Source organism: Streptococcus sanguinis (assembly GCF_019929145.1).
Lineage (GTDB): Bacteria > Bacillota > Bacilli > Lactobacillales > Streptococcaceae > Streptococcus > Streptococcus sanguinis_U.
This window is the reverse complement of record NZ_JAHZOW010000003.1, coordinates 145,658-170,914: the sequence shown is the minus strand read 5'-3', so window position 1 is coordinate 170,914 and position 25,257 is coordinate 145,658. Positions and strand designations below refer to the sequence as shown.

The following is a 25,257-nucleotide window of genomic DNA, read 5'->3' as shown; positions in this document are numbered from 1 at the left end:
CATTCGATAAAAAAAGCGAACAGGTTCTTTTGGACTTGTTCGCTTTTATCATGCTGGTTTCATCCCAAGTATTTTAAAGCAGCTGTTTTTATGAAAAATGAAGCAAACCTTAAGAAATGCCTTCTATGCAAAACAAGCAAGCTAAATCTCGCTTTTTTTGTTATAATGAGTGTATTAACTTTTAAGGAGCAATCTTGCAAGGAAAAATCATTAAGGCTCTGGCTGGTTTCTATTATGTAGAGTCGGACGGACAGGTTTATCAAACCAGAGCGCGGGGTAATTTTCGTAAAAAAGGGCAGACACCTTATGTCGGTGATGAAGTCGAATTTTCAGCAGAAAAAGACTCGGAAGGCTATATTTTAAAAATAGCAGAGCGAAAGAACAGTCTCGTGCGGCCGCCGATTGTCAACATTGACCAGGCAGTTGTAATCATGAGCGCGAAAGAGCCAGATTTCAATGCCAATCTGTTAGATCGTTTTCTGGTGCTTTTAGAGCATAAGAGGATTCATCCTATTATCTACATCAGCAAGTTAGACCTGCTTGAAGATGAGCAGAGCTTGGATGTCTATGTACAGGCCTATCAGTCCATCGGCTATGAGGTCATTAAGTCGACTGAGGAATTGCTGCCGCTGCTGACAGGGAAAATCACTGTTTTTATGGGACAGACTGGGGTTGGAAAGTCCACTCTGCTCAATAAAATTGCCCCAGACCTGCAGTTGGAAACAGGAGAGATTTCTGAAAGTCTGGGCCGTGGCCGCCATACGACGCGGGCTGTCAGCTTTTACAATCTAAACGGTGGGAAGATTGCTGATACGCCAGGATTTTCGTCTTTGGATTACGAGGTGAGCACAGCTGAAGATCTCAATCAAGCTTTTCCAGAGATTGCTGAGGTCAGCCAGTCCTGTAAGTTTCGTACTTGCACTCATACTCACGAGCCAGCTTGTGCCGTTAAGCCAGCAGTTGAGGCCGGCCAGATAGCTTCATTCCGCTTTGATAATTACCTGCAATTTCTCAGCGAGATTGAAAATCGTCGGGAGACCTATAAAAAAGTTGCCAAAAAAAATTCTAAATAAGGAGAAGAACTATGACTTCATTCAAAATTGCCCCTTCAATCTTAAGTGCAGACTATGCTAATTTTGAATCAGAACTGAAAAAGTTAGAAGCAACAGGCGCTGAGTATGCCCATATTGATATTATGGATGGTCATTTTGTACCCAATATCAGCTTTGGGGCTGGGGTTGTTGCCAGTATGCGTCCTCACAGCAAGCTAGTCTTTGACTGCCATTTGATGGTTTCCAATCCTGAGCACCATATCGAAGAATTTGCTCGTGCCGGTGCAGATATTATCAGCATTCATGCTGAAGCGACACCACATATCCACGGAGCGCTGCAGAAGATTCGGGCAGCAGGAGTCAAGCCTAGTGTAGTGATTAATCCGGGAACACCAGTTGAAGCAGTCAAAAACGTTTTGAATTTGGTTGATCAAGTCCTTGTGATGACAGTGAATCCAGGCTTTGGCGGTCAGGCTTTTCTGCCAGAAACCATGGATAAGATTCGTGAATTGGTTGTCTTGCGTGAAGTCAATCAGCTGAATTTTGATATTGAAGTGGATGGCGGTATTGACGATAAGACCATTGGGATTGCTAAAGAAGCTGGTGCCAATGTCTTCGTAGCTGGCAGCTATGTCTTTAAGGGTGATGTCAATCATCAAGTTCAGACTTTACGGGATGCCCTGTATGACTAAGGTTGCACTATTTGCTGGCGGGAACTTGGAGCATTTTAGCTTAGATTTTGATGTTTTAGTTGGAGTAGACCGTGGAAGCCTCTTTCTGCTTGAGCAGGGAGTTTGTCCTGACTTGGCTGTCGGGGATTTTGACTCTGTGACTGAGGAAGAATTGCTGCGCATAAAAGATAGGGTCAAGGAAGTCGTTCAGGCCCATCCTGAAAAGGATGATACAGACTTGGAGTTAGCTGTTCTGGCTTGTTTTGAGCGGTATCCAGATGCTTGTCTGACTATTTTTGGAGCCTTTGGGGGCCGTCTGGATCATGCCTTGGCCAATGTTTTCCTGCCCAGTAATGAAAAAATTGCACCTTATATGGAGAAGATTTTTCTGGAAGACGAACAGAATCTGCTGACCTATGTTCCCAAGGGGCGCCATGAAATCAAACCAGTAGCTGGCATGCGTTATCTAGCCTTTCTGCCATCGGATGATGCTGCCTTAACGATTGAGGGCGCCAAATATCCGCTCAATAAAGATAATTTTTTTTTCAAAAAAGTGTATGCTTCTAACGAATTTATAGATAAGCCCATTTATTTGGACTTTGATAGCGGCTATACAGTCGTCATTTACAGCAAAGACAGGAGCTGATATGGAGTTTATAATCATCCTCATTCTTTTAGGAAATCTAGTGCTGACCTTTCTTTTATGGCAAAAGCTTAGTCAGCAGACCGAGACGCTAAAGCAAGTCTTGGAAAATCAGGCAGATCATCTATCGGATCAGCTGGACTATCGCTTGGAGCAAGAAAGCCAGAAAAAGCAAACGGCTCAGAAAGAGCTGGAATTAGCTCTGGGAGATCGTTTGAGCGAGGTCAGGACAGACTTGCACCGCAACTTGACAGAGCTGCGATTGGAAATCAGTGACAACCTGACCAAGAATCGGGATAAAACTGACGAGCGTATGCGGCAGATTCAAGAGTCCAACGAAACCCGTCTAGAGCAGATGCGGCAGACTGTTGAAGAAAAACTGGAAAAAACACTTCAGACTCGTCTTCAGACTTCTTTTGAGACCGTTTCTAAGCAGTTGGAGTCTGTTAATCGCGGTTTGGGAGAAATGCAGAGTGTTGCCCGAGATGTCGGCACACTGAATAAGGTTCTTTCAAATACCAAGACCCGGGGGATTTTAGGGGAGCTGCAGCTGGGGCAGATTATTGAGGACATTATGACGTCCAGTCAGTATGAGCGAGAGTTTGTGACGGTGGCCGGCTCCAGTGAGCGTGTCGAATATGCCATTAAACTGCCGGGACAGACAGAGCATGAATATGTCTATCTGCCCATTGATTCTAAGTTTCCTCTAGCTGATTACTACCGTTTGGAAGATGCTTATGAGTCTGGCAGCAAGGAAGAGATTGAGCTCTACCGCAAGTCTCTCTTAGCAAGCGTTAAACGCTTTGCCAAGGATATTAAGAGTAAATATCTGGCACCGCCAGCTACGACCAACTTTGGTATCATGTTTCTGCCAACGGAAGGTCTCTATTCGGAAGTTGTCCGCAATCCAGCCTTTTTTGACAGTTTGCGGCGGGAGGAGCAGATTGTGGTTGCGGGGCCATCTACCCTATCTGCCCTACTCAATTCACTGTCTGTCGGCTTTAAAACGCTCAATATTCAAAAAAGTGCGGACGACATCAGCAAGGTTCTGGGTTCTGTCAAATCCGAGTTTAACAAGTTCGGTGGTATTCTGACCAAGGCTCAGAAACATTTGCAGCATGCTTCGGGTAACATTGATGAACTATTAACCCGGCGGACAGGAGCTATCGAAAGAACCTTGAGCCATATTGAGCTGTCTGACCAAGACCTCGATTTGAACTTACTTGATTTTTCAGAAGAAAGGGAAAACAATGAAGATTAATCAAATGAAAAAAGATGAACTGTTTGAAGGTTTCTATCTGATCAAGTCAGCAGAAGTCCGTCAGACAAGGGCTGGGAAAAATTATCTGGCCTTTACTTTCCAAGATGATACAGGGGTAATCGAAGGCAAACTCTGGGATGCTCAGCCACATAATGTTGAAGAATTCACTGCTGGCAAGGTCGTGCACATGCAAGGCCGACGGGAAGTTTACAATAACACACCCCAGGTCAATCAACTGACCCTGCGTCTTCCTAAGGCTGGAGAGCCCAATGATCCAGCGGATTTCAAGGAAAAACCGCCAGTAGACCAGAAAGAAATCCGAGACTATTTATCTCAGATGATTTTCAAGATTGAGAATTCGGTCTGGCAGCGCGTGGTCCGCTCGCTTTATAGCAAGTACGACAAGGAGTTTTATTCTTATCCAGCTGCCAAGACCAATCACCATGCTTTTGAGTCTGGCCTAGCCTTTCATACCGCTACTATGGTCAAGCTGGCAGATGCTATCGGAGACATTTATCCTCAGCTTAATAAAAGCTTGCTCTTTGCTGGGATCATGCTTCATGATTTGGCCAAGGTTATTGAGCTCAGCGGTCCGGAAAATACCGAGTACACCGTGCGAGGCAATCTGATTGGTCACATTGCTTTGATTGATGAGGAACTGACCAAGACCCTGATGGAGCTGAAAATTGACGATAGTAAGGAAGAGGTTATTGTACTGCGCCATGTCCTTCTCAGCCACCACGGTCTCTTGGAATACGGTAGTCCTGTCCGTCCTAAGATTATGGAGGCAGAAATTCTGCACATGATTGATAATCTGGATGCGGAGATGATGATGATGACTGCTGCCTTGGGACTTGTAGATCCAGGTGAAATGAGCAATAAAATATTCGCTCTTGAAGGCCGTTCCTTCTACAAGCCAAAACTTGAACAGTAAAATACGAAAAATGGACATTACTTGGAAAAGAATGTTCGTTTTTTTGTTTCTGTTATGGTATAATGAATAAAATAACTTTAATTGGTGAAAAAATGAAATTAAGAAGAAGTGAGCGTATGGTGGTTATTTCCAATTATTTGATTAACCACCCTTATGAATTAACGAGCTTAAATACATTTGCAGAAAAATACGAATCTGCCAAATCTTCTATTTCAGAAGATATTGTCATTATTAAGCGTGCCTTTGAAGAGATTGAAATTGGAACCATCGAAACGATTACTGGTGCCGGTGGAGGAGTGATTTTCAGCCCGTCCATCTCCGATGCAGAAGCTAAGACTATTGTACAAGGTCTTTGTGATCAGCTGTCTGAAAGTAATCGGATTCTTCCTGGGGGCTACATTTACCTATCTGATCTGCTCAGTACTCCATCCATTTTGAATAATATCGGACGGATCATTGCCAAAAGCTTTAAAGATCAACAGATTGATGCAGTCATGACGGTTGCTACTAAGGGTGTTCCTTTGGCCAATGCAGTAGCCAATGTTCTCAATGTACCTTTTGTCATCGTTCGTCGGGATTTAAAGATTACAGAAGGATCAACGGTCAGTGTCAACTACGTATCGGGCTCCAGCGGAGATCGTATTGAAAAGATGTTCTTGTCCAAGCGCAGTCTCAAGGCTGGCAGTCGCGTCTTGATTGTGGATGACTTCCTCAAAGGCGGGGGGACCATTACAGGGATGATTAGCCTCTTATCTGAGTTCGACTCTGAGTTGGCAGGTGTAGCTGTCTTTGCAGACAACGCGCAGGCCAATCGCGATTATCTGGACTATAAATCGCTCTTGAAAGTAACCAATATTGATGTCAAGGCGAATACCATTGATGTGGAAATTGGAAATATTTTTGATTAGGGAAAAGGGCGGAGATTATAGATGAAAACAGTTTTAGAAAAGTTTGACCACAGTCCGCTGTGGATTCGTTTAGGGGTATTGTCGATTTTATTTGGGATTCTGATTACCGGCATGGTTTTTGTGCAGGGCCAGGCTAATTCCACCAGAAATTCAGTTAGTTCAGCTGCTAGCATCGCATCGAGCAGCTCTTCCTTACAGCTATCTTCTGCTCAAAAAGAAGCACAGGAAAAAGAAATTCAGGAAGAGGAGCAAGCAGTTCAGGCCGCAGAAGAAGCAGTCAAACAGCTTGAAACCATGCAAACTTTGGAAGATTTGCAGCTGGCTAAGACTGCAGTAGAGAAGGTTAAGGATGCAGCGACGAAGGCTAGATTCCAAAGTCGTATTCAGGCGATAGCAGTCTTGATTGATCCGGAAGCAGCTCAGGCCGCTGTTTCTGAAAATTCAACTGCTGCATCAGAAGAAGCAGTGGCTCAGCCGCAGCAATAAGTTAGCAGCAATCTAATAAGCAGAGATAGGCTTAAAATAGAAAAAATGTATTGACAGAAAAGTATCGTCGTGCTATAATGATAGACGGTACTTTTTACTTTTGGTCTCTCAAAAGTGTACAGAGACGTGCTGACAAATGTTGCAAAAGTACACGCAGATGGTAGCTGTCACCAAGTGTATCATCACCAAAATTAAAAAAATACAGGAGAATGTAGATGCCTACAATTAACCAATTGGTTCGCAAACCGCGTAAATCAAAAGTAGAAAAATCTAAATCACCAGCTTTGAACGTTGGTTACAACAGCCATAAAAAAGTTCAAACAAACGTATCTTCACCACAAAAACGTGGAGTTGCAACCCGTGTCGGAACTATGACACCTAAGAAACCAAACTCTGCCCTTCGTAAATTTGCCCGTGTACGTCTGAGCAACCTGATTGAAGTTACAGCTTACATCCCAGGTATCGGACACAACCTGCAAGAGCACAGCGTGGTGCTTCTTCGTGGTGGACGTGTAAAAGACCTTCCAGGGGTACGTTACCATATCGTCCGCGGTGCACTTGATACAGCAGGTGTTACTGATCGTAAACAAGGCCGTTCTAAATACGGTACTAAAAAACCAAAAGCATAAGGAAAGGGGAGAAAGATAAATGAGTCGTAAAAACCAAGCGCCTAAGCGCGAAGTATTGCCAGATCCGCTTTACAATTCAAAATTAGTTACTCGTCTTATCAACCGCGTTATGCTTGATGGTAAGCGTGGTACAGCGGCTTCTATCGTTTACGGAGCTTTTGACCAAATCAAAGAAGCAACTGGAAACGATGCGCTGGAAGTATTTGAAACAGCTATGGAAAACATCATGCCTGTACTTGAAGTTCGTGCTCGCCGTGTTGGTGGTTCAAACTACCAAGTTCCAGTTGAAGTTCGTCCAGAACGTCGTACAACACTTGGACTTCGCTGGTTGGTAACTATTGCTCGTCAACGTGGTGAGCACACAATGGTTGACCGCCTTGCAAAAGAAATCTTGGATGCATCTAACAACACCGGTGCAGCTGTTAAGAAACGTGAAGACACTCACCGTATGGCTGAAGCCAACCGTGCCTTCGCACACTTCCGTTGGTAAGAATAAGACACTAAGGGCGTTAAAAAAGCGACTGAAAATTAGGAAGCTTGATGCAGAATCAAAGATTCTAGAAAAGCTTATCTATTTTCCGAGCTTTTAGCCCGAGTTCAATTCAACTTATCTCACAAGTTGAGACCAACAAAAACAAGATAAACATTGAGAACGGGTAGGTCCTGCCTATCCGTTTTTGCTAAATAATGTTATAATAAATTGTAAAATAAATTAATAGGAGAAATAACCAAATGGCTCGCGAATTTTCACTTGAAAAAACTCGTAATATCGGTATCATGGCCCACGTCGATGCTGGTAAAACAACAACAACTGAGCGTATTCTTTACTACACTGGTAAAATCCACAAAATCGGTGAAACTCACGAAGGTGCGTCACAAATGGACTGGATGGAGCAAGAGCAAGAGCGTGGTATCACTATCACATCTGCTGCGACAACAGCTCAATGGAACAACCACCGTGTAAACATCATCGACACACCGGGACACGTGGACTTCACAATCGAAGTACAACGTTCTCTTCGTGTCTTGGACGGTGCGGTAACCGTTCTTGACTCACAATCAGGTGTTGAGCCTCAAACTGAAACAGTTTGGCGCCAAGCAACTGAGTACGGAGTTCCTCGTATCGTATTTGCTAACAAGATGGACAAGATTGGTGCTGACTTCCTTTACTCAGTAAGCACTTTGCATGATCGTCTTCAAGCAAACGCTCATCCAATCCAATTGCCAATTGGTTCAGAAGATGACTTCCGCGGAATTATCGACTTGATCAAGATGAAGGCTGAAATCTATACTAACGACCTTGGTACAGATATTTTGGAAGAAGATATCCCAGCTGAATACCTTGAGCAAGCGCAAGAATACCGTGAAAAATTGGTGGAAGCAGTTGCTGAAACTGATGAAGAATTGATGATGAAATACCTTGAAGGTGAAGAAATCACAAATGAAGAATTGAAAGCTGCTATCCGTAAAGCGACTATCAACGTTGAATTCTTCCCAGTATTGTGTGGTTCTGCCTTCAAGAACAAGGGTGTTCAGTTGATGCTTGATGCAGTTATCGACTACCTTCCAAGCCCACTTGACATCCCAGCAATCAAAGGTATCAACCCAGATACAGAAGAAGAAGAAACTCGTCCTGCATCTGATGAAGAGCCATTTGCAGCTCTTGCCTTCAAGATCATGACTGACCCATTCGTAGGTCGTTTGACTTTCTTCCGTGTTTACTCAGGTGTCCTGAACAGCGGTTCATACGTATTGAACACTTCTAAAGGTAAACGTGAGCGTATCGGACGTATCCTGCAAATGCACGCTAACAGCCGTAATGAAATTGAAACTGTTTATGCGGGTGATATCGCTGCTGCCGTAGGTTTGAAAGATACAACTACTGGTGACTCATTGACAGATGAAAAAGCTAAAATCATCCTTGAGTCTATCAACGTTCCAGAACCAGTTATCCAGCTGATGGTTGAGCCTAAGTCTAAGGCTGACCAAGACAAGATGGGTATTGCTCTGCAAAAACTGGCTGAAGAAGATCCAACATTCCGTGTTGAAACAAACGTTGAAACTGGTGAAACAGTTATCTCTGGTATGGGTGAGCTTCACTTGGATGTCCTTGTTGACCGTATGCGTCGTGAGTTCAAGGTTGAAGCTAATGTAGGTGCACCTCAAGTATCTTACCGTGAAACATTCCGTGCTCCTACTCAAGCTCGTGGATTCTTCAAACGCCAATCTGGTGGTAAAGGTCAATTCGGTGACGTTTGGATCGAATTTACACCAAATGAAGAAGGAAAAGGCTTCGAGTTTGAAAATGCTATCGTCGGTGGTGTGGTTCCACGTGAATTCATCCCAGCGGTAGAAAAAGGTTTGGTTGAGTCAATGGCGAACGGTGTCCTTGCTGGTTACCCAATCGTTGACGTGAAAGCTAAACTTTATGATGGTTCATACCACGATGTCGACTCATCTGAAACAGCCTTCAAGGTTGCGGCATCACTTGCTTTGAAAGAAGCTGCTAAGACTGCACAACCAGCTATCCTTGAGCCAATGATGTTGGTAACAATCACTGTTCCTGAAGAAAACCTTGGTGATGTTATGGGTCACGTAACAGCTCGTCGTGGACGTGTTGATGGTATGGAAGCTCATGGTAACAGCCAAATCGTTCGTGCCTATGTTCCACTTGCTGAAATGTTTGGTTATGCAACAGTTCTTCGTTCAGCATCACAAGGACGCGGTACTTTCATGATGGTATTTGACCACTACGAAGATGTACCTAAGTCAGTACAAGAAGAAATCATTAAGAAAAACAAAGGTGAAGCTTAAGCTTTGAGCAAACCTTGGCACTCGTGTTCGCGGGTGCTTTTTCTATTTTTTAGAGAACCGACCCTTCAATAAAAAGGGGAAATAATTGATCAAATGAATCTGAATTTATAATTTCTATTCTGTTTTGTAAGTTGTATTTCTACATTTTCAAAAGATACTGCTTTGCTTTTTCAAATCAATGAAAGCCGAAATGAAAGTTAGTGAAAGAATTCATAATACTTGTTAATAACAATGAAATCAGTTGCATTTTACCTCAATTAAGTATATAATAGAAATGTTGAAAGGTGATTTGTAGCAACTCAAGTTACTCTTTTCACATAAAAATTTTTTGATTTTCATAAGGAGGAAATCACGAATGGTAGTTAAAGTTGGTATTAACGGTTTCGGTCGTATCGGTCGTCTTGCTTTCCGTCGTATCCAAAACGTAGAAGGTGTTGAAGTTACTCGCATCAACGACCTTACAGATCCAGTAATGCTTGCACACCTGTTGAAATACGACACAACTCAAGGTCGTTTCGATGGTACTGTTGAAGTTAAAGAAGGTGGATTCGAAGTTAACGGTAAATTCGTTAAAGTTTCTGCTGAACGTGACCCAGAACAAATTGACTGGGCAACTGACGGTGTAGAAATCGTTCTTGAAGCAACTGGTTTCTTTGCTAAGAAAGATGCTGCTGAAAAACACCTTAAAGGTGGTGCTAAGAAAGTTGTTATCACTGCTCCTGGTGGAAATGATGTTAAAACAATTGTATTTAACACTAACCACGACATTCTTGATGGTACTGAAACAGTTATCTCAGGTGCTTCATGTACTACAAACTGCTTGGCTCCAATGGCTAAAGCACTTCAAGACAACTTCGGTGTTGTTGAAGGTTTGATGACTACTATCCACGCTTACACTGGTGACCAAATGATCCTTGACGGACCACACCGTGGTGGTGACCTTCGTCGTGCTCGCGCTGGTGCTGCAAACATCGTTCCTAACTCAACTGGTGCTGCTAAAGCTATCGGTTTGGTTATCCCAGAATTGAACGGTAAATTGGACGGATCTGCACAACGCGTTCCAACTCCAACTGGATCAGTTACTGAATTGGTTGCTGTTCTTGAAAAGAACGTAACAGTTGATGAAGTAAACGCAGCTATGAAAGCAGCAGCTAACGAATCATACGGTTATACAGAAGATCCAATCGTATCTTCAGATATCGTAGGTATGGCTTACGGTTCATTGTTCGACGCAACTCAAACTAAAGTTCTTGATGTTGACGGCAAACAATTGGTTAAAGTTGTATCATGGTACGACAACGAAATGTCATACACTGCACAACTTGTACGTACTCTTGAATACTTCGCGAAAATCGCTAAATAATTCAATGGTAAAAGAAAGAGGCTCATTTGAGTCTCTTTTTCTGTATGCTGTTTTGCGATAATTATCAGAGACAGGGCTATGGGAATGTATAGGTCTATTCTCTAATTTTTATTAGTCCCATAGAAAGTCAGTTTTGTCACATCTGTCCATTTTTTTAAATGCTTAAAGGGGCTGTTTTGTGGTAAGAGAAGCTAAGCATACTTTTCTTAAAGAAAACTATACCAATTTTATACTTGACAAACGAAAAAACTGTGTGTATACTATCTTTGTTGAAGTTATTTAACTTCAAGCATACTATACCAATTTTTAATAAGAAGGGCTGGTTTCTAAAATATAGGAAATCAGAAGTAATGTTATGTGTGGAATTGTCGGAGTTGTCGGAAATCGCAATGCAACTGATATCTTGATGCAGGGCTTGGAAAAGCTGGAATACCGTGGTTATGACTCGGCTGGAATTTTTGTAACAACAGGGAAAACTTCTAGTCTGGTCAAGTCTGTCGGTCGTATCGCTGATCTACATGCTAAAATTGGCATTGATGTCGCTGGGACTACTGGTATTGGACATACTCGTTGGGCTACTCATGGAAAACCTAGTGAAAATAATGCCCATCCTCATACTTCACAGACAGGCCGTTTTGTCTTGGTTCACAACGGTGTGATTGAGAACTACCTTGATATAAAGAATACTTACTTAGCTGATCATGACTTCAAGGGTCAGACAGATACGGAGATTGTTGTGCACCTGATTGGCAAATTCGCTGAAGAAGAAGGCTTGTCTGTTTTAGAAGCCTTTAAAAAAGCTCTCCACATTATCCGTGGTTCTTATGCCTTTGCTTTGGTGGATTCAGAAGATGCAGATGTTATCTATGTTGCTAAAAATAAATCTCCTCTTCTAGTTGGACTGGGTGATGGCTACAATATGGTCTGCTCAGATGCCATGGCCATGATTCGCGAGACAAATCAGTTTATGGAAATTCATGATCAAGAGCTGGTTATTGTCCGTAAAGACAGTGTGGAAGTACAGGATTATGATGGGAATATTCTGGAGCGTGAAAGCTATACAGCTGAGCTAGATCTGTCCGATATCGGTAAGGGAACTTATCCATACTATATGCTCAAGGAAATCGATGAGCAGCCAACTGTGATGCGTAAGCTAATCAACACATACTCTAATGAGAATCAACAGATGGTCGTGGATCCTGAGATTGTTAAAACGGTTCAGGAAGCTGATCGAATTTATATCATTGCAGCTGGAACTTCTTATAATGCAGGCTATGCTTCTAAAACGATGCTAGAAGAATTAACTGATACACCTGTGGAGCTAGGAATTGCCTCTGAATGGGGATATGCTATGCCACTTTTGAGTAAAAAACCATTGTTTATTTTGCTCAGTCAATCTGGTGAAACTGCTGATAGCCGTCAAGTTTTAGTTAAAGCTAATGAAATGGGAATTCCAAGCTTGACTGTGACTAATGTTCCAGGTTCTACGCTTTCTCGTGAAGCAACTTATACTATGTTATTGCATGCCGGTCCAGAAATTGCCGTAGCTTCAACGAAGGCTTATACGGGACAAGTAGCGACTCTGGCATTTCTTGCTAAAGCAGTTGGAGAAGCCAATGGTAATGAAAAAGCAAAAAATTTCGATTTAGTGCGTGAACTTTCAATTGTAGCTCAGTCTATTGAGTCGACTCTTTCTGAAAAAGAGTTAATTGAAGAAAAGGTTCGTGGACTCTTGGAAACGACACGTAATGCTTTCTATATCGGGCGCGGTCAAGACTATTATGTAGTTATGGAAGCTAGCCTCAAGCTTAAGGAAATTTCTTATATTCAATGTGAAGGTTTTGCGGCTGGAGAGCTCAAACATGGAACCATCTCTTTAATAGAAGATGGTACACCTGTTATTGCGTTGATTTCTGACAATCCAACCGTTGCTTCTCATACTCGTGGGAATGTTTCTGAAGTAGTAGCACGTGGTGCTAATGTTCTGACTATTGTGGAAGAAGGAATAGAAAAAGAAGGGGATGATATTATTGTCAACAAAGTTCATCCATATCTATCTAGTATTTCTATGGTTATTCCTACTCAATTGATTGCTTACTACGCTTCACTTCACCGTGGACTAGATGTAGATAAGCCGCGCAATTTGGCTAAGGCCGTTACAGTTGAATAATAAATAGATGAACAATAGGCGTAAGACTAGGAGGGTTATCTCTTAGATTTTACAGCCTATTTTTTATAACTCATAATTTGAATTTTTGATGCGATTTTCAGTACATTTTATATTGTTATATGGCAAAATAAAGAGAATTTTGTGACAAAAGTTGATTTTTTGGCACAAAATCTGTGACAAAGCTTTAGTTTTAAGCGTTTTCATTTTTGTATATACTAGAATTAAAGAAAAGGAGGAAAATCCTAATGGAAGAAAAAGTATCTTTGAAAGTTAGAGTTCAAAAACTGGGAACATCACTTTCAAACATGGTTATGCCCAATATTGGGGCTTTTATTGCTTGGGGAGTGTTAACTGCCCTCTTTATTCCTGATGGCTATCTACCAAATGAGCAATTGGCTGCTATTGTTAGTCCTATGTTGACTTATCTATTGCCGACTCTAATTGGTTACACGGGCGGTTATGTAATTCATGGACAACGTGGTGCCGTCGTAGGGGCTATTGCTACTGTTGGTGCGATCACAGGTTCTAGTGTTCCTATGTTTATCGGAGCTATGGTAATGGGGCCACTGGGAGGCTGGGCTATCAAGAAATTTGATGAGAAGTTCCAGGAAAAAATTCGTCCTGGCTTTGAAATGTTAGTTAATAACTTTTCAGCTGGTCTAGTTGGTTTTGCATTACTGCTTTTGGCTTTCTACGCAATCGGTCCAGTGGTATCGACTCTTACTGGAGCTGTTGGAAATGGTGTTGAGGCTATTGTCAATGCTAAACTTCTACCTTTGGCAAACATTATCATCGAACCAGCAAAGGTACTTTTCCTTAACAATGCTCTTAATCATGGAATCTTTACACCTCTAGGAGCTGAGCAAGTATCTCAAGCTGGTAAATCTGTTCTCTTCCTCTTAGAGGCTAATCCTGGACCAGGTCTGGGTATTCTCTTGGCTTACGCCTTGTTTGGTAAGGGTTCTGCGAAATCTTCTTCTTGGGGAGCAATGGTTATCCATTTCTTCGGTGGTATCCATGAAATATACTTCCCTTATGTTATGATGAAGCCAATTCTTTTCCTAGCTGCGATTGCTGGAGGTGTATCAGGTACCTTTACATTCCAATTTTTAGATGCTGGTCTTAAATCTCCAGCTTCTCCAGGATCTATCATTGCGATTATGGCTATGGCTCCAAAAGGTATGTGGCCTCATCTTAATGTCCTGCTTGGGGTATTAGTGGGAGCAATTGTCTCTTTCCTTGTAGCAGCTCTTATCCTACGTGCAGATAAGTCGACTGATGATTCGTTAGAAGCTGCTCAAGCTGCTACTCAAGCTGCAAAGGCTAAATCTAAGGGGCAAGTAGTTCCAGTTGCTGTAGATACAAACATTTCAAGAGATTCAGTAGAGAAAATTATTTTTGCTTGTGATGCTGGCATGGGAAGCTCTGCGATGGGAGCTAGTATTCTCCGTGATAAGGTTAAAAAAGCAGGTCTGGGAATTCCAGTATCTAATCAGGCCATCTCAAACTTGGTTGATACACCAAAAACATTAATTGTTACTCAGGAAGAACTGACACCAAGGGCTAAAGGCAAGAGTCCAAGTGCTATTCATGTTTCTGTTGATAATTTCTTAGCGTCCCCTCGTTATGATGAAATTGTAGCTTCATTAACAGGAGCTTCTCCAATAGCAGAAATTGAAGGAGATATACCAACTTCAGCACCAGTAGATAGTCAGGAAATTGACCTTAACCATATTGATGCTGTAGTAGTTGCTTATGGTAAAGCACAAGGATCTGCAACTATGGGCTGTGAAACGATTCGGGCTATCTTTAGAAACAAGAATATTCGTATTCCAGTTTCTACTGCCAAAATTTCAGAATTAGGTGAATTTAATTCTAAAAACATAATGATTGTAACAACTATTGCTTTACAGGCAGAAGTGCAACAAGCAGCACCGAATTCTCAATTTCTTATTGTGGATAGTTTAGTAACAACACCAGAATATGATAAAATGGTTGCTAGAATGTATAAATAGAACTAGAGGTTTCTAAATTACGAATGCTATTAACCAAACGAGAAGAACAATTATTGAAGGCTTTCCTACATGTAGGGAAGCTTTCAATACAAGACATGACTGAAATCTTACAGGTCTCATCTAGAACAATTTATCGGACTTTATCAGATTTGACAGATAGCATAGAGCAATATGGGATTGAAATAACGAAGCATGGGAAATACTATATTTTGACTGGAGAACTGGACGATCTACCGACAGAACTTGAAGTGTTAGTTGAGTATAGTCCCCAAGAAAGACAAGAGTTGATTACCTATCGCCTTCTGACTGAGAATGGTTTTGTCACCAATGAAGCCTTGCAAGAGTGCACGAAAGTCAGTAATGTAACTATTATTCAGGATATTTCAGATATAGATAAGCGTCTTTTAGACTTTGATCTGAAAATTGAACGGCAAAAGGGTTATCGGATTTCTGGTGATTCAGTTAGTAAGAGAAGATTTTTGGCTATTTTACTGACAAACTGTATCTCAGTGTCAGATTTTTCAACCAGCAATTTTGGAAGCTTTGATATTTTAGAAGCAGACAGAACTCGGCTGGCCAGTCAGATTGTTAATAAGCAACTGTCAGGTTTTCCAGATATGGATGCTAGGATGAAGATGTTTTTTGCAATCTTGTTATCTCTTATAGGTCAGGAGCAAAACATTGAAAATTTGCCTAATACTAGTAAGCAAGCTTTGGAGATTTCTCAAAAAATTTTTCAAGCTTACTCTAAGCAGACTGAGCAATTTTATAGTATTCAGGAAATTATCTATTTTGCGAGCATCTTGGATGAATTAATCATTAAACGTCAGGAAAACCCGCTCTTTACGGAGAAATTTGATGGTGAATTTTTCTACAATATTTCAAATCTGATTGATACGGTTTCCATGTACACCAAGATTGACTTTTTTAAGGACAAGGTTTTATTCAATTTTCTTTTCCATCATATTCGGCTCAGTTTAGGCGTCCCTATTCTTTTTCAGGGTGAAAATTTACCAGAATCTGTCCAGCTTTTAGTTGAAAGAAATAAATTTCTTTATACAGTCATCAGTCTTTTGGTGAATGATATTTTTCCGAAATACCTTCATACAGAGTATGAGTATGGCATGATTGCCCTACATTTTATCTCTAGCTTAGGTCGCAGTCCAGAGATTTATCCAGTCCGTATTTTGCTTTTAACGGACGAACGTCGGGTCACTAGAGATTTATTAGTCAGTAAAATTAAGAGTGTTGCTCCTTTCGTAGAGTGGATAGATATTCAGTCTCTAGCAGACTATCATAGTATTGATCTCAGTCAGTATGATTATATTTTATCTACCAAGCCACTGGCTAATCAGGAAATTGATGTAATTTCTAGTTTTCCAACCGTCAAAGAATTGCTTGAACTGCAGGAACGGCTTCAGTATGTACAGGCACATCGCACGATTGTCGCGCGTGATGCTATCGCTCCGGAGAAAAGTTATGACTTGCAAGATTATTTGATATCTAGCAGTCAGCTTTTGAGTCAATTTGAGCTGGTACAATTGGAGAATGAGCAATCATTTGAGCGCACGGTAGAACAAATCATCCAATATCAGAAGAATGTGAGTGACTGTGATTATCTAACAAGAAAATTATTATCACACTTCCATAATAGTCCTATGGCTATTCCTAATACTGGTCTGGTACTTTTACATAGTCAGTCTAGCAAGGTAACAACAAATAGTTTTACTATGTTTGAACTCAAACTACCTATCTCCGCATTGTCAATGAAACGAGAGGAAGAAGAGGTCAAAAGGTGTCTGCTAATGCTTATGTCTAAGGAGGCTAGCGAGGAAGTGAGAGATTTAATGACAGCTATCAGTCAGTCGATTATTGAAAATCATCTTTATACAGAGATTTACAAGACGGGAAATCAATCCATTATTTATCAGATGCTAAATACTATTTTTAACGAAAAAATTAAGAAATTGGAGAACTAACATGAAACTTGAAAAACATTTGATTAAGCTTAATAAACAATTTTCTAACAAGGAGGAAGCTATCCGTTATTGTGGGCAAGTTCTTTATGAGGGTGGATATGTTAATGAAGACTATATTGAAGCCATGATTGAACGTGATAAAGAGCTGTCTGTTTATATGGGTAACTTTATCGCCATACCGCATGGAACAGATGCAGCAAAAAAGGATGTCCTCAAGTCTGGCATAACAGTCGTTCAAGTCCCAAGAGGGGTTGATTTTGGGAATGAATCTAGCCCTCAAGTGGCAACAGTTCTTTTTGGTATTGCTGGTATTGGTAATGAACACTTAGAAATTATTCAGAAAATTTCTATCTTCTGTGCAGATGTAGATAATGTTCTTAAATTAGCAGATGCTCAGTCAGAAGAGGAAGTATTGCGCTTACTTGATGCTGTTGAATAATCGAATTTCTTCATTTATCATCTAGTATATATGTCCCTCAAACAAGAAAAGGAGAAATTCAATGAAACATGCTGTTCATTTTGGTGCCGGCAATATCGGTCGAGGTTTTATAGGCGAAATTCTATTCAAAAATGGTTTTCATATTGATTTTGTGGATGTCAATAATCAGATAATTCATGCTCTAAATGAAAAGAGCAAGTATGAAATTGAAATTGCTCAGGAAGGACAGCCCCGCATAGAGATAGCTAATGTGGCTGGCATTAATAGTAAGGAACATCCTGAGCAAGTTATTGAAGCGATTCAAAAGGCGGATATCATTACTACTGCAATCGGACCTAATATACTCCCTTTTATCGCTGAACTTCTAGCTAAGGGAATCGAAGCTCGACGGGCTGCAGGAAATACGCAAGCATTGGATGTTATGGCCTGTGAAAATATGATTGGAGGATCTCAATTTCTCTATCAAGAAGTCAAGAAATATTTAAGTCCGGAAGGGTTGACATTTGCTGAGAACTATATAGGTTTTCCAAATGCTGCAGTAGACAGGATTGTTCCAGCACAAAGTCACGAAGATCCTCTTTTTGTTGTTGTCGAGCCCTTTAATGAATGGGTCGTGGAAACCAAGCGTCTTAAAAATCTAAATTTACGTCTAGAAGATGTTCATTATGAAGAAGATTTGGAACCTTTTATTGAGCGAAAACTTTTTTCAGTCAATTCTGGACATGCAACTTCAGCTTACATTGGTGCTCATTATGGTGCCAAGACAATTTTGGAAGCTCTCCAGAATCCTGATATCAAGTCTCAGATTGAAGCCGTTTTAGCTGAAATTCGCAGTCTCTTGATTGCCAAATGGAACTTTGATAAAAAAGAGTTAGAAAATTATCACAAAGTCATTATAGAACGTTTCGAAAATCCTTTCATAGTGGATGAGGTTAGCCGGGTAGCTCGTACTCCAATCCGAAAATTAGGTTATAATGAACGGTTCATCCGACCGATTCGTGAATTGAAAGAACGCGGTTTGTCTTATGAAAATCTACTTAAAACAGTTGGCTATGCCTTTGACTATCGCGATGTAAATGATGAAGAAAGTGTTAAATTAGACCAACTTTTAAGCAATGAGCCAATCAGAGACGTTGTTGTTCAAGTTACAGGTTTAGACGATAAAGAATTGATTAATCGGATTGTAGAGCTGATATGAAGTTAATTAGTGCCCCCCAAATAAAATGATAGCTGATGATCTTTAGTTCATCAGCTATCATTTTATTGTTGTCAGTTAATTTATCTTTTATTTACAATTTCAGAGAGAGTATTGTGGCGCGCGGAGCCAAGGTGCTGACCATTGCTGAGGAGAATGTAGCCAAGGAGGGAGACGATATCGTACTCAATCAGGTTCATCCATACCTGTCACCAATCTCTATGGTGGTACCGACACAGCTCATTGCTTACTTTGCAACCTTGCACCGTGGTCTGGATGTTGACAAACCGCGTAATCTGGCTAAGTCTGTCACTGTAGAATAAGCTTTCTAACCAATCTTGATAATAATACTAAGCCTCAGATTTTTCTGGGGCTTTTGGTATGGTATTTTGGTGACGATGCTCTTTGGAAGTCTCTTTCGACCATGGCAAAGCCATGCTGACGACAGTCATCCTATTTCATACAGATGGACAAATAGGTTGAGCATCATTTTTGTATTTATCACTAATTAGTGATAAAATATTTTTATCTTAAATATCAGGAGGACAAAAGCATGGTGGAATTAGGTATTTCTACTTTTGGAGAGACAACGCCGCTGGAGGGGACAGGGCAGACCTATACTCATGATGAGCGGATTCGGCAGCTGATAGCAGAGATTGAGCTGGCAGACAAGGTGGGGCTGGACGTGTATGGCATTGGAGAGCATCACAGGGAGGACTTTGCGGTCTCTGCGCCGGAGATTGTGCTGGCGGCTGGCGCGATCAAGACGGAGAAGATTCGTCTGACCAGTGCTGTCAGTGTCCTGTCGAGCTTGGATCCTATTCGAGTCTACCAGCAGTATGCGACGATTGATGCATTGTCAAATGGCAGAGCAGAGGTCATGGCTGGCCGTGGCTCTTTTATCGAGTCCTTTCCGCTCTTTGGCTATGACTTGAAGGATTATGAAGAGCTTTTTGATGAAAAGCTGGACCTGCTCCTCTATGCCAGTACCGAGACTCGGCTAAATTGGAAGGGCAAGCTGACGCAGACTATTGACAATCGGGAAGTCTACCCACGGGCTGTGCAAGAAACATTGCCAGTTTGGGTAGCGACGGGGGGCAATGTCGAGTCCACCATTAAGGTCGCCCAGAAGGGCCTGCCAATTGCGTATGCCATTATCGGTGGACAGCCTAAGCGCTTCAAGCCCCTGCTGGATGCGTATCGCCGGATTGGGCAGGAAAGTGGCCACTCAGATGAAAAGTTGAAGATCGCTGCCCACTCTTGGGGCTGGGTCATGGAGGATAATGAGGAGGCGGTCCGGACTTACTTCCATCCGACCAAGCAGGTAGTGGACGCTATCTCTAAGGACCGCCCTCACTGGCGGGAGATGACCTATGAGCAATACCTGGATCAGGTAGGACCAGAGGGGGCCATGTTTGTCGGTAGCCCTGAAAATGTCGCTCAGAAATTAATCAAGATGATAGAGGAGCTGGGACTGGACCGCTTCATGCTGCATCTGCCGTTGGGATCGCTTCCGCATGAGCAGGTTCTCCAGTCTATCGAACTCTTTGGCACCAAGGTTGCACCGCTCGTGCGGGAGTATTTTGCAGCTAAGGGTAAGTAAGATCGGAGTAGCAGTTTTTTGATAAAAATTACCTATCTCATCCATAGAAAATATATATGGTACTTATCTAAAAAGGGTACAAAAAATAAGGTTATTCAGCAGAGTCTGAAAAGCCTTGAAAAAGCTAGCTTAGTCTAGCTTTTTTATTTTGCTTTGATAAATATTTTTAATCAGGCTGATAGGGAAAATATATTTCCCAGAAGAAGGAGAGGATGGTAAGATATATTACAAATTCAAAGAAGGAGGAAGCAATGGTCAGCAAGAAAGAATTAGTGCTGAGAGCTTTTCGGGGTGAAGAAGTTGACCGAGTGCCTGTTGGATTCTGGTTTCACTTTGTAAGCCAAGAGGAAAAGATGCTAGGACTAGATAATCCAGTGATTTTCAATAAAAGTGTTGAGGGGCATGCTGCTTATGTTCGAGCTGCACGACCAGACTTTGTCAAGATTATGAGCGATGGCTTCTTTAAGTATCCTAGCGCGCTTTATTCGGATCATATTGAGTCCATTCGGGACTTGGCTGCTATTCAGTCTATCGGTGAGCATCATCCTTGGATTGAGCAGCAGATTGAGATGGTTAAGGCTGTAAAAGCAAGCTATCCAGAGGACCTCGCTTCCTTCTACAATATCTTTGCGCCGGTCTCCTATCTCAAGCGCTGGTTCCGCAGGGAAGGGTCACGAGGAGATAGAGAGATTGCAGATTTTCTGGCAGAGGATTCCGAGCTGACAGGACATGTTTTAGATGTCATTGCTGGCGATATTGCTATTTTGACTAGACGTATCATTGAGGAAGCAGGCATTGAGGGGATTTATCTCAGTACCCAGCAAATCCAAGACGGTCGGGTAGATGAGGCCAGTTATCGTCGTTATATTGAGCCTAGTACGGTCAAGGTTCTGGAAGCGGCCAATGCGGCTGGCGGTCAGAATATTCTCCATATCTGCGGCTTTGAAGGGGCCAGCAATGATTTAGAACTTTTCAAGGATTACCCAGCTCAAGTGTTTAACTGGGCAACTCACCATGAGGGGATCAGCTTAGCGGAAGGGCGTAAGCTCTTTGGCGGTCAGACTGTCCTGGGCGGCTTTGAAAATGGCAGAGCAGCTCTTCTAAATACAGGCAGTCGTGCAGAGTTAGAGGCTGAGACCAAGCGGCTGCTGGCTGAAACTGGCAGTCAGGGAGTGATTCTAGGGGCTGACTGCACTGTACCAGATGATTTTGAAATAGAAAGATTGGACTGGATTCGTCAGGCAGCTAGTCAGTTCTGATGGAATTGCCAAAGTTCTAAAGAGCATTTTTCAACTCTTTCAAGGAGGGAGATAGATGAATCGGTATCAAAAAAGGCTTGCAGCTCTTGCTCTGATATTCTTGATAATAGGAACCTTTCTGAGCATCAGTCAGATTTATGCTCATCAGTCTTCAGACAAAAAAGAAGATGATTTGCAGGTGCTCAAGAAATTACCAGATCAGTCAACTGGCTTGATGCAGCCCAATGATATCGCTGCTCTGCTCTTGTCGGATTAGAATTTTACTTAAAATGATGAATTAGTCCAATGAAAAAGCTAAAAAACAACTCATTGGCTAGATAGGAACAATAAAAAAGGAGAGAAGATGACTTCAAAAAGAGAATTAGTACTGAAGGCTTTCAGAGGAGAGCCCGTTGACCGAGTGCCAGTTGGTTTCTGGCATCATTTTACCAGCGAGGATGAGTGGCTGGCTGGTTTTGGAAATCAGGCCATTATTGAGAAAAATCTGGCTGGTCATCAAGCTTTTCTGACAGAAGTTGAGCCAGACTTTATCAAGCTGATGAGTGATGGTTATTTTGCTTATCCTAATGAGCGCTTGAAAAAAGTCCAATCTATCAAGGAGTTGGCAGCTATTGAGCCGCTAGGTGCTGACCACCCTTGGATTAGTGAGCAGGTGGAGCTGGTTCAGAAGATTAAGGCTGGCTTTACAGAGGACTTAGTCGCTATTTACAATATTTTTGCGCCAGTAACCTACTTCAAATGGCTGGTTGGCGAGGTTGCTGGAGGAGATGATATCATTGCAGATTTCCTGGCAGAGGATGCGGTGCTCACGAAGCGGGTGCTGGATGTGATTGCTCAAGATATTGCAGCTCTGACGGAGCGGATTATTAAGGAAGCTGGTGCGGATGGAATCTACCTCAGCGTTCAGAGCATTCAGGATGCACGGGTGTCGCCTGAAGACTATAAGGCTTTTATTGCTCCTAGTGAATTGGCGGTGCTGGAAGCAGGCAATGCGGCTGGCGGAGTGAATATCCTGCACATTTGCGGTTACGAAGGCGCGCGAAATGATGTTCATCTTTTTACTGACTATCCAGCTCAGGTCATCAACTGGGCAGTGGGGCCAGAAGGCATCAGCCTAGCGGAGGGCCGTAAATTATTTGGCGGTCGGACTGTTCTCGGTGGCTTTGAAAATGGCAAGGACGGCCTGCTCTACACGGGCAGTCAAGCAGCTATTCAAGATGAGACCAAGCGGCTGATAGCAGAGGCTGGCAAGGAAGCTTTGATTATCGGGGCTGACTGTACTATTCCAAGCGATATTAAGGCAGAGCGGATTCAGTGGGTTCGCCAAGCAGCAAGCTTATCATAAGAAGGAGACGAAAGAATGAGCAAGAAAAAATGGATTATTGGTGGAGCAGCAGTGATTGCTATTGTAGCTGCGACTTATTTGGGGCGGACCTTGACAGGTGCTTCATCTAGCAAGACGAGCAGCTCTACATCAGGCAGTGGCAAGGTCACAACTTTGAAAGTGGCACATACACAGAACTATGTTCCTTATGACTTTGTGGATGAAAAGGGAGAATCAGATGGCTATGAGGTTGCTGTTCTCAAGGCCATTGATGAAAAGCTGCCAGACTATCAGTTTGAATATACTGGTACCAGTGATGAGGATCTCTTAGTCGGTCTGGAATCTGGTAAATACGATATTGGAACCAAGGGAGCCTGGTACACCGAAGAGCGGGCGAAGAAGTTCATCATTCCAAAAAGCCCAATCGGAGCTAGCATTATCGGTTTCACTATTCGCAAGGAAGACGCTGAAAAATACAATACCATTGATGATTTTGCCAAGGAAAAGGGCAAGCTGGTACCAATCTCTCCGCAGAATGCTCAATGGGCCGTTATCGAAGAGTATAACCAGAAGCATAGCGGTGCTCCTATTGATTTGACTGCAGCAGAGTCCTTTAAGGTAGCTGATGCTTATGCTTGGGTTCTGGAAGGGCGCTACGATGCTTTCTTTGACATCAAGCTGTCGTTTGAAAAAGCTGTGACGGACAAGGAAGGTTCTTACCACCAGTATGCGGATCAACTGACTTGGTTCCCATACAAGGGGATTCCGACCTATCCCCTGCTTCATAAAAACGAAAAAAATGAAGAATTTGCCAAGGCATACGAGAAGGCAATTAAGGAACTGGAAAAAGACGGAACCTTGGCTAAACTATCTGAAAAGTATTTCGGAGAAGATGTCTTCTCTTATGTGGACAAGGACTAGTGGTTGCTGTCTGCCGATAATCAAAGGCTGACTGAGAAGTTGGCTGAATATAGAGTTGGCGGCTTCTAGGCTGACCTTGATGCTGTTTGAAGGGATTTTCAAAGAGGATAACTAGGCGAGAGCATGGCTGCTCCAATCTGAAAGTGTCCGTCCAAGAGAAGCTTATTCTATCTAATCATTGTCGAAGGAGAAGAAAATTATGGTCTCGTATGACTTGTCCCGTGTCTTTGGGCTGCTGCCTAGTCTGCTGCAGGCTCTGCCGACCACTTTATGGATTATGTTTGTGACAGCTTTGATTGGCTCCTTGCTGGGTGGTCTGTTGGCTTGGGCTCAGATTTCTGAGGAGCAGTCTTTTGCTGGCCTAGCTAGAGGATATATATTTATCCTTAGATGTACACCGCCTATTGTCTTACTTTTCTTGGTTTTTTATGGCATTCCAGAGTTTTTAGAATGGTGGCTGGGGCTGGATATCAATAATTGGTCGCGGACTGTGTTTGTCATCATCACCATGATTCTGCTCTTTGCGGCTATGATTGCGGAAGTCTTCAAGGCAGCTTATCTTGCTGTTCCCAAGGGACAGACCGAGGCAGGTCTCAGTATTGGCTTGGCACCGGTGCAGACTTTTCTGCGTATTGTCCTGCCACAGGCTTTTCGCATCGCCCTGCCTAATCTGACTACTGCCCTTCTTAATCTCATGCGGGATGCTGCGCTGGCTTATACGATTGGGGCAGTTGATGTCATGGGAGCGGGGCAAAATCTCATCAGCCGTAATCTAGGCAATTATTCCCTCGAAACCTATACAGCGGTGGCCTTGATTTACTGGGGGATTGCCCTAGTGGTTTCGCTTGCTTCCCAGCTTCTGGAAAAAAGTCTGATAGTCAAGGAGAGGTAAAGCATGGATTTGAATTATATTGTAAATACCTTTCTGGTTACTTTGAAAGGCATACCGGTAACCCTGATCATTATGGTGGTGGCTATTCTGCTCAGCTTTATTCCAGCCTTGCTCTTGGCTTTAGGGCAGATTTATAAAGTTCGAGGTGTGCGGACCTTTTCAGTGGTTTATCTGGCCTTTATTCGGGCGACGCCTCCCATTTTGCTCATTCTCTTTTTCTATAGTCTTTTTCCTAGCTTACTGAATCAAATTTTTAAAAGTCTGGGCAGTCAGGTAGACGTCTTTAAGTTCAATCCGCTTTACTATGCTTTCATCATTTATAGCCTGATGACGACAGGCAGTTTGTCGGAAATTCTGCGCTCTGCCATTTTGACGGTGGATAAAGGGCAGTTGGAGGCGGCTCAAGCGATTGGTTTAACGAATTTTCAAGCCTATCGGAGAGTTGTTTTTCCTCAGGCATTGCGTTCTGCCCTGCCCAATCTGGCCAATCTGGTTATCAATCTAGTCAAGGGAACCTCGCTGGTATTTGTCATGACGGTCAAGGATATCACAGCCTTGGCTAAGATAGAGGCCTCCCATTCTTACCAGTATTCAGAGTCTTATCTGGTGATTTTTGTTATTTATCTCATTATTTGTGGCTTGATTCAGTGGATTTTTAGGGGCTTGGAAAAACGCTACGCCCTTGTTTAGGAAGGAAAG

At 42.4% G+C, this 25,257-nt stretch carries 23 protein-coding genes and 1 pseudogene; all 24 read left to right on the top strand.

All coding sequences use genetic code 11. From position 1 onward, the window contains the following. Positions 1-194: 194 nt before the first annotated feature. The 24 genes and pseudogenes from rsgA to K1I94_RS08240 all read left to right on the top strand — a co-directional run bounded on the left by rsgA (position 195) and on the right by K1I94_RS08240 (position 25,248). A complete protein-coding gene (gene rsgA / locus K1I94_RS08355; protein ID WP_223315038.1) occupies positions 195-1,073 on the top strand; it encodes a ribosome small subunit-dependent GTPase A in 879 nt (292 codons plus the stop codon). 11 nt (positions 1,074-1,084) lie between these two features. Then, a complete protein-coding gene (rpe, locus tag K1I94_RS08350) occupies positions 1,085-1,744 on the top strand; it encodes a ribulose-phosphate 3-epimerase (RefSeq protein ID WP_061602672.1) in 660 nt (219 codons plus the stop codon). Then, on the top strand, positions 1,737-2,369 hold the full coding sequence (locus tag K1I94_RS08345; RefSeq protein ID WP_223315037.1) for a thiamine diphosphokinase: 633 nt from the start codon (positions 1,737-1,739) through the stop codon (positions 2,367-2,369). Before rpe ends, K1I94_RS08345 begins: the two co-directional genes overlap by 8 nt. Before the next feature lies 1 nt (position 2,370). After that, on the top strand, positions 2,371-3,627 hold the full coding sequence (rmuC, locus tag K1I94_RS08340) for a DNA recombination protein RmuC (RefSeq protein WP_223315036.1): 1,257 nt from the start codon (positions 2,371-2,373) through the stop codon (positions 3,625-3,627). Further along, a complete protein-coding gene (locus K1I94_RS08335) occupies positions 3,617-4,561 on the top strand; it encodes a 3'-5' exoribonuclease YhaM family protein (RefSeq protein WP_002893873.1) in 945 nt (314 codons plus the stop codon). Before rmuC ends, K1I94_RS08335 begins: the two co-directional genes overlap by 11 nt. Before the next feature lie 92 nt (positions 4,562-4,653). Continuing rightward, positions 4,654-5,469: a pur operon repressor gene (gene purR / locus K1I94_RS08330; protein ID WP_032906175.1), complete on the top strand. Its 816-nt coding sequence runs from the start codon at positions 4,654-4,656 to the stop codon at positions 5,467-5,469. A gap of 21 nt (positions 5,470-5,490) precedes the next feature. Further along, positions 5,491-5,955, top strand: a complete 465-nt coding sequence (locus tag K1I94_RS08325; RefSeq protein ID WP_223315035.1) for a hypothetical protein — start codon at positions 5,491-5,493, stop codon at positions 5,953-5,955. Positions 5,956-6,170: 215 nt separating this feature from the next. Further along, positions 6,171-6,584: a 30S ribosomal protein S12 gene (rpsL, locus tag K1I94_RS08320; RefSeq protein ID WP_002893867.1), complete on the top strand. Its 414-nt coding sequence runs from the start codon at positions 6,171-6,173 to the stop codon at positions 6,582-6,584. Positions 6,585-6,603: 19 nt separating this feature from the next. Then, positions 6,604-7,074 carry a 30S ribosomal protein S7 gene (gene rpsG / locus K1I94_RS08315; RefSeq protein ID WP_002893865.1) on the top strand — a complete coding sequence of 157 codons (471 nt, stop codon included), beginning with the start codon at positions 6,604-6,606 and terminating at the stop codon, positions 7,072-7,074. Positions 7,075-7,316: 242 nt separating this feature from the next. Next, on the top strand, positions 7,317-9,398 hold the full coding sequence (fusA, locus tag K1I94_RS08310) for an elongation factor G (protein ID WP_223315034.1): 2,082 nt from the start codon (positions 7,317-7,319) through the stop codon (positions 9,396-9,398). A gap of 355 nt (positions 9,399-9,753) precedes the next feature. After that, complete coding sequence (gap, locus tag K1I94_RS08305; protein ID WP_002899102.1) at positions 9,754-10,761, top strand: type I glyceraldehyde-3-phosphate dehydrogenase; 1,008 nt, start codon at positions 9,754-9,756, stop codon at positions 10,759-10,761. 355 nt (positions 10,762-11,116) lie between these two features. After that, on the top strand, positions 11,117-12,931 hold the full coding sequence (gene glmS / locus K1I94_RS08300) for a glutamine--fructose-6-phosphate transaminase (isomerizing) (protein ID WP_223315033.1): 1,815 nt from the start codon (positions 11,117-11,119) through the stop codon (positions 12,929-12,931). Between the two features lie 245 nt (positions 12,932-13,176). Continuing rightward, positions 13,177-14,946, top strand: coding sequence for a PTS mannitol-specific transporter subunit IIBC (locus K1I94_RS08295; protein ID WP_223315032.1), 1,770 nt, complete (start codon positions 13,177-13,179; stop codon positions 14,944-14,946). 23 nt (positions 14,947-14,969) lie between these two features. Beyond that, positions 14,970-16,925 carry a BglG family transcription antiterminator gene (locus K1I94_RS08290; RefSeq protein WP_223315031.1) on the top strand — a complete coding sequence of 652 codons (1,956 nt, stop codon included), beginning with the start codon at positions 14,970-14,972 and terminating at the stop codon, positions 16,923-16,925. Position 16,926: 1 nt separating this feature from the next. Further along, a complete protein-coding gene (locus K1I94_RS08285) occupies positions 16,927-17,364 on the top strand; it encodes a PTS sugar transporter subunit IIA (RefSeq protein ID WP_223315030.1) in 438 nt (145 codons plus the stop codon). A 61-nt stretch (positions 17,365-17,425) separates the two neighbouring features. Then, the gene (locus tag K1I94_RS08280) at positions 17,426-18,562 is read left to right on the top strand and encodes a mannitol-1-phosphate 5-dehydrogenase (protein ID WP_223315029.1); all 1,137 of its coding nucleotides are present in this window, start codon (positions 17,426-17,428) and stop codon (positions 18,560-18,562) included. 59 nt (positions 18,563-18,621) lie between these two features. Beyond that, positions 18,622-18,882 (top strand): annotated as a pseudogene (locus tag K1I94_RS08275) (glutamine--fructose-6-phosphate transaminase (isomerizing)); the annotation flags it as partial. Positions 18,883-19,112: 230 nt separating this feature from the next. After that, positions 19,113-20,162 carry an LLM class flavin-dependent oxidoreductase gene (locus K1I94_RS08270; RefSeq protein ID WP_223315028.1) on the top strand — a complete coding sequence of 350 codons (1,050 nt, stop codon included), beginning with the start codon at positions 19,113-19,115 and terminating at the stop codon, positions 20,160-20,162. A gap of 212 nt (positions 20,163-20,374) precedes the next feature. Further along, on the top strand, positions 20,375-21,421 hold the full coding sequence (locus K1I94_RS08265; protein WP_223315027.1) for a uroporphyrinogen decarboxylase family protein: 1,047 nt from the start codon (positions 20,375-20,377) through the stop codon (positions 21,419-21,421). A 55-nt stretch (positions 21,422-21,476) separates the two neighbouring features. Continuing rightward, the gene (locus tag K1I94_RS08260) at positions 21,477-21,677 is read left to right on the top strand and encodes a hypothetical protein (protein WP_002893853.1); all 201 of its coding nucleotides are present in this window, start codon (positions 21,477-21,479) and stop codon (positions 21,675-21,677) included. Positions 21,678-21,764: 87 nt separating this feature from the next. Next, the gene (locus K1I94_RS08255; protein ID WP_223315026.1) at positions 21,765-22,766 is read left to right on the top strand and encodes a uroporphyrinogen decarboxylase family protein; all 1,002 of its coding nucleotides are present in this window, start codon (positions 21,765-21,767) and stop codon (positions 22,764-22,766) included. A 15-nt stretch (positions 22,767-22,781) separates the two neighbouring features. Next, complete coding sequence (locus K1I94_RS08250) at positions 22,782-23,666, top strand: transporter substrate-binding domain-containing protein (RefSeq protein ID WP_223315025.1); 885 nt, start codon at positions 22,782-22,784, stop codon at positions 23,664-23,666. Between the two features lie 199 nt (positions 23,667-23,865). Further along, on the top strand, positions 23,866-24,558 hold the full coding sequence (locus K1I94_RS08245; RefSeq protein ID WP_002908662.1) for an amino acid ABC transporter permease: 693 nt from the start codon (positions 23,866-23,868) through the stop codon (positions 24,556-24,558). A gap of 3 nt (positions 24,559-24,561) precedes the next feature. After that, a complete protein-coding gene (locus K1I94_RS08240) occupies positions 24,562-25,248 on the top strand; it encodes an amino acid ABC transporter permease (RefSeq protein ID WP_223315024.1) in 687 nt (228 codons plus the stop codon). Positions 25,249-25,257: the final 9 nt, after the last annotated feature.

What these genes read in the sequence shown, in the direction of transcription:
- K1I94_RS08255 (WP_223315026.1), top strand. Translation starts at nt 21,765, where the DNA reads ATGACTTCAAAAAGAGAATTAGTACTGAAGGCTTTCAGAGGAGAGCCC.
- glmS (WP_223315033.1), top strand. Translation starts at nt 11,117, where the DNA reads ATGTGTGGAATTGTCGGAGTTGTCGGAAATCGCAATGCAACTGATATC.
- K1I94_RS08250 (WP_223315025.1), top strand. Translation starts at nt 22,782, where the DNA reads ATGAGCAAGAAAAAATGGATTATTGGTGGAGCAGCAGTGATTGCTATT.
- K1I94_RS08285 (WP_223315030.1), top strand. Translation starts at nt 16,927, where the DNA reads ATGAAACTTGAAAAACATTTGATTAAGCTTAATAAACAATTTTCTAAC.
- K1I94_RS08280 (WP_223315029.1), top strand. Translation starts at nt 17,426, where the DNA reads ATGAAACATGCTGTTCATTTTGGTGCCGGCAATATCGGTCGAGGTTTT.
- K1I94_RS08245 (WP_002908662.1), top strand. Translation starts at nt 23,866, where the DNA reads ATGGTCTCGTATGACTTGTCCCGTGTCTTTGGGCTGCTGCCTAGTCTG.
- K1I94_RS08325 (WP_223315035.1), top strand. Translation starts at nt 5,491, where the DNA reads ATGAAAACAGTTTTAGAAAAGTTTGACCACAGTCCGCTGTGGATTCGT.
- K1I94_RS08295 (WP_223315032.1), top strand. Translation starts at nt 13,177, where the DNA reads ATGGAAGAAAAAGTATCTTTGAAAGTTAGAGTTCAAAAACTGGGAACA.
- rpsL (WP_002893867.1), top strand. Translation starts at nt 6,171, where the DNA reads ATGCCTACAATTAACCAATTGGTTCGCAAACCGCGTAAATCAAAAGTA.
- K1I94_RS08345 (WP_223315037.1), top strand. Translation starts at nt 1,737, where the DNA reads ATGACTAAGGTTGCACTATTTGCTGGCGGGAACTTGGAGCATTTTAGC.
- K1I94_RS08335 (WP_002893873.1), top strand. Translation starts at nt 3,617, where the DNA reads ATGAAGATTAATCAAATGAAAAAAGATGAACTGTTTGAAGGTTTCTAT.
- K1I94_RS08290 (WP_223315031.1), top strand. Translation starts at nt 14,970, where the DNA reads ATGCTATTAACCAAACGAGAAGAACAATTATTGAAGGCTTTCCTACAT.
- K1I94_RS08240 (WP_223315024.1), top strand. Translation starts at nt 24,562, where the DNA reads ATGGATTTGAATTATATTGTAAATACCTTTCTGGTTACTTTGAAAGGC.
- fusA (WP_223315034.1), top strand. Translation starts at nt 7,317, where the DNA reads ATGGCTCGCGAATTTTCACTTGAAAAAACTCGTAATATCGGTATCATG.
- K1I94_RS08260 (WP_002893853.1), top strand. Translation starts at nt 21,477, where the DNA reads ATGAATCGGTATCAAAAAAGGCTTGCAGCTCTTGCTCTGATATTCTTG.
- rpe (WP_061602672.1), top strand. Translation starts at nt 1,085, where the DNA reads ATGACTTCATTCAAAATTGCCCCTTCAATCTTAAGTGCAGACTATGCT.
- gap (WP_002899102.1), top strand. Translation starts at nt 9,754, where the DNA reads ATGGTAGTTAAAGTTGGTATTAACGGTTTCGGTCGTATCGGTCGTCTT.
- rmuC (WP_223315036.1), top strand. Translation starts at nt 2,371, where the DNA reads ATGGAGTTTATAATCATCCTCATTCTTTTAGGAAATCTAGTGCTGACC.
- K1I94_RS08265 (WP_223315027.1), top strand. Translation starts at nt 20,375, where the DNA reads ATGGTAAGATATATTACAAATTCAAAGAAGGAGGAAGCAATGGTCAGC.
- rpsG (WP_002893865.1), top strand. Translation starts at nt 6,604, where the DNA reads ATGAGTCGTAAAAACCAAGCGCCTAAGCGCGAAGTATTGCCAGATCCG.
- purR (WP_032906175.1), top strand. Translation starts at nt 4,654, where the DNA reads ATGAAATTAAGAAGAAGTGAGCGTATGGTGGTTATTTCCAATTATTTG.
- K1I94_RS08270 (WP_223315028.1), top strand. Translation starts at nt 19,113, where the DNA reads ATGGTGGAATTAGGTATTTCTACTTTTGGAGAGACAACGCCGCTGGAG.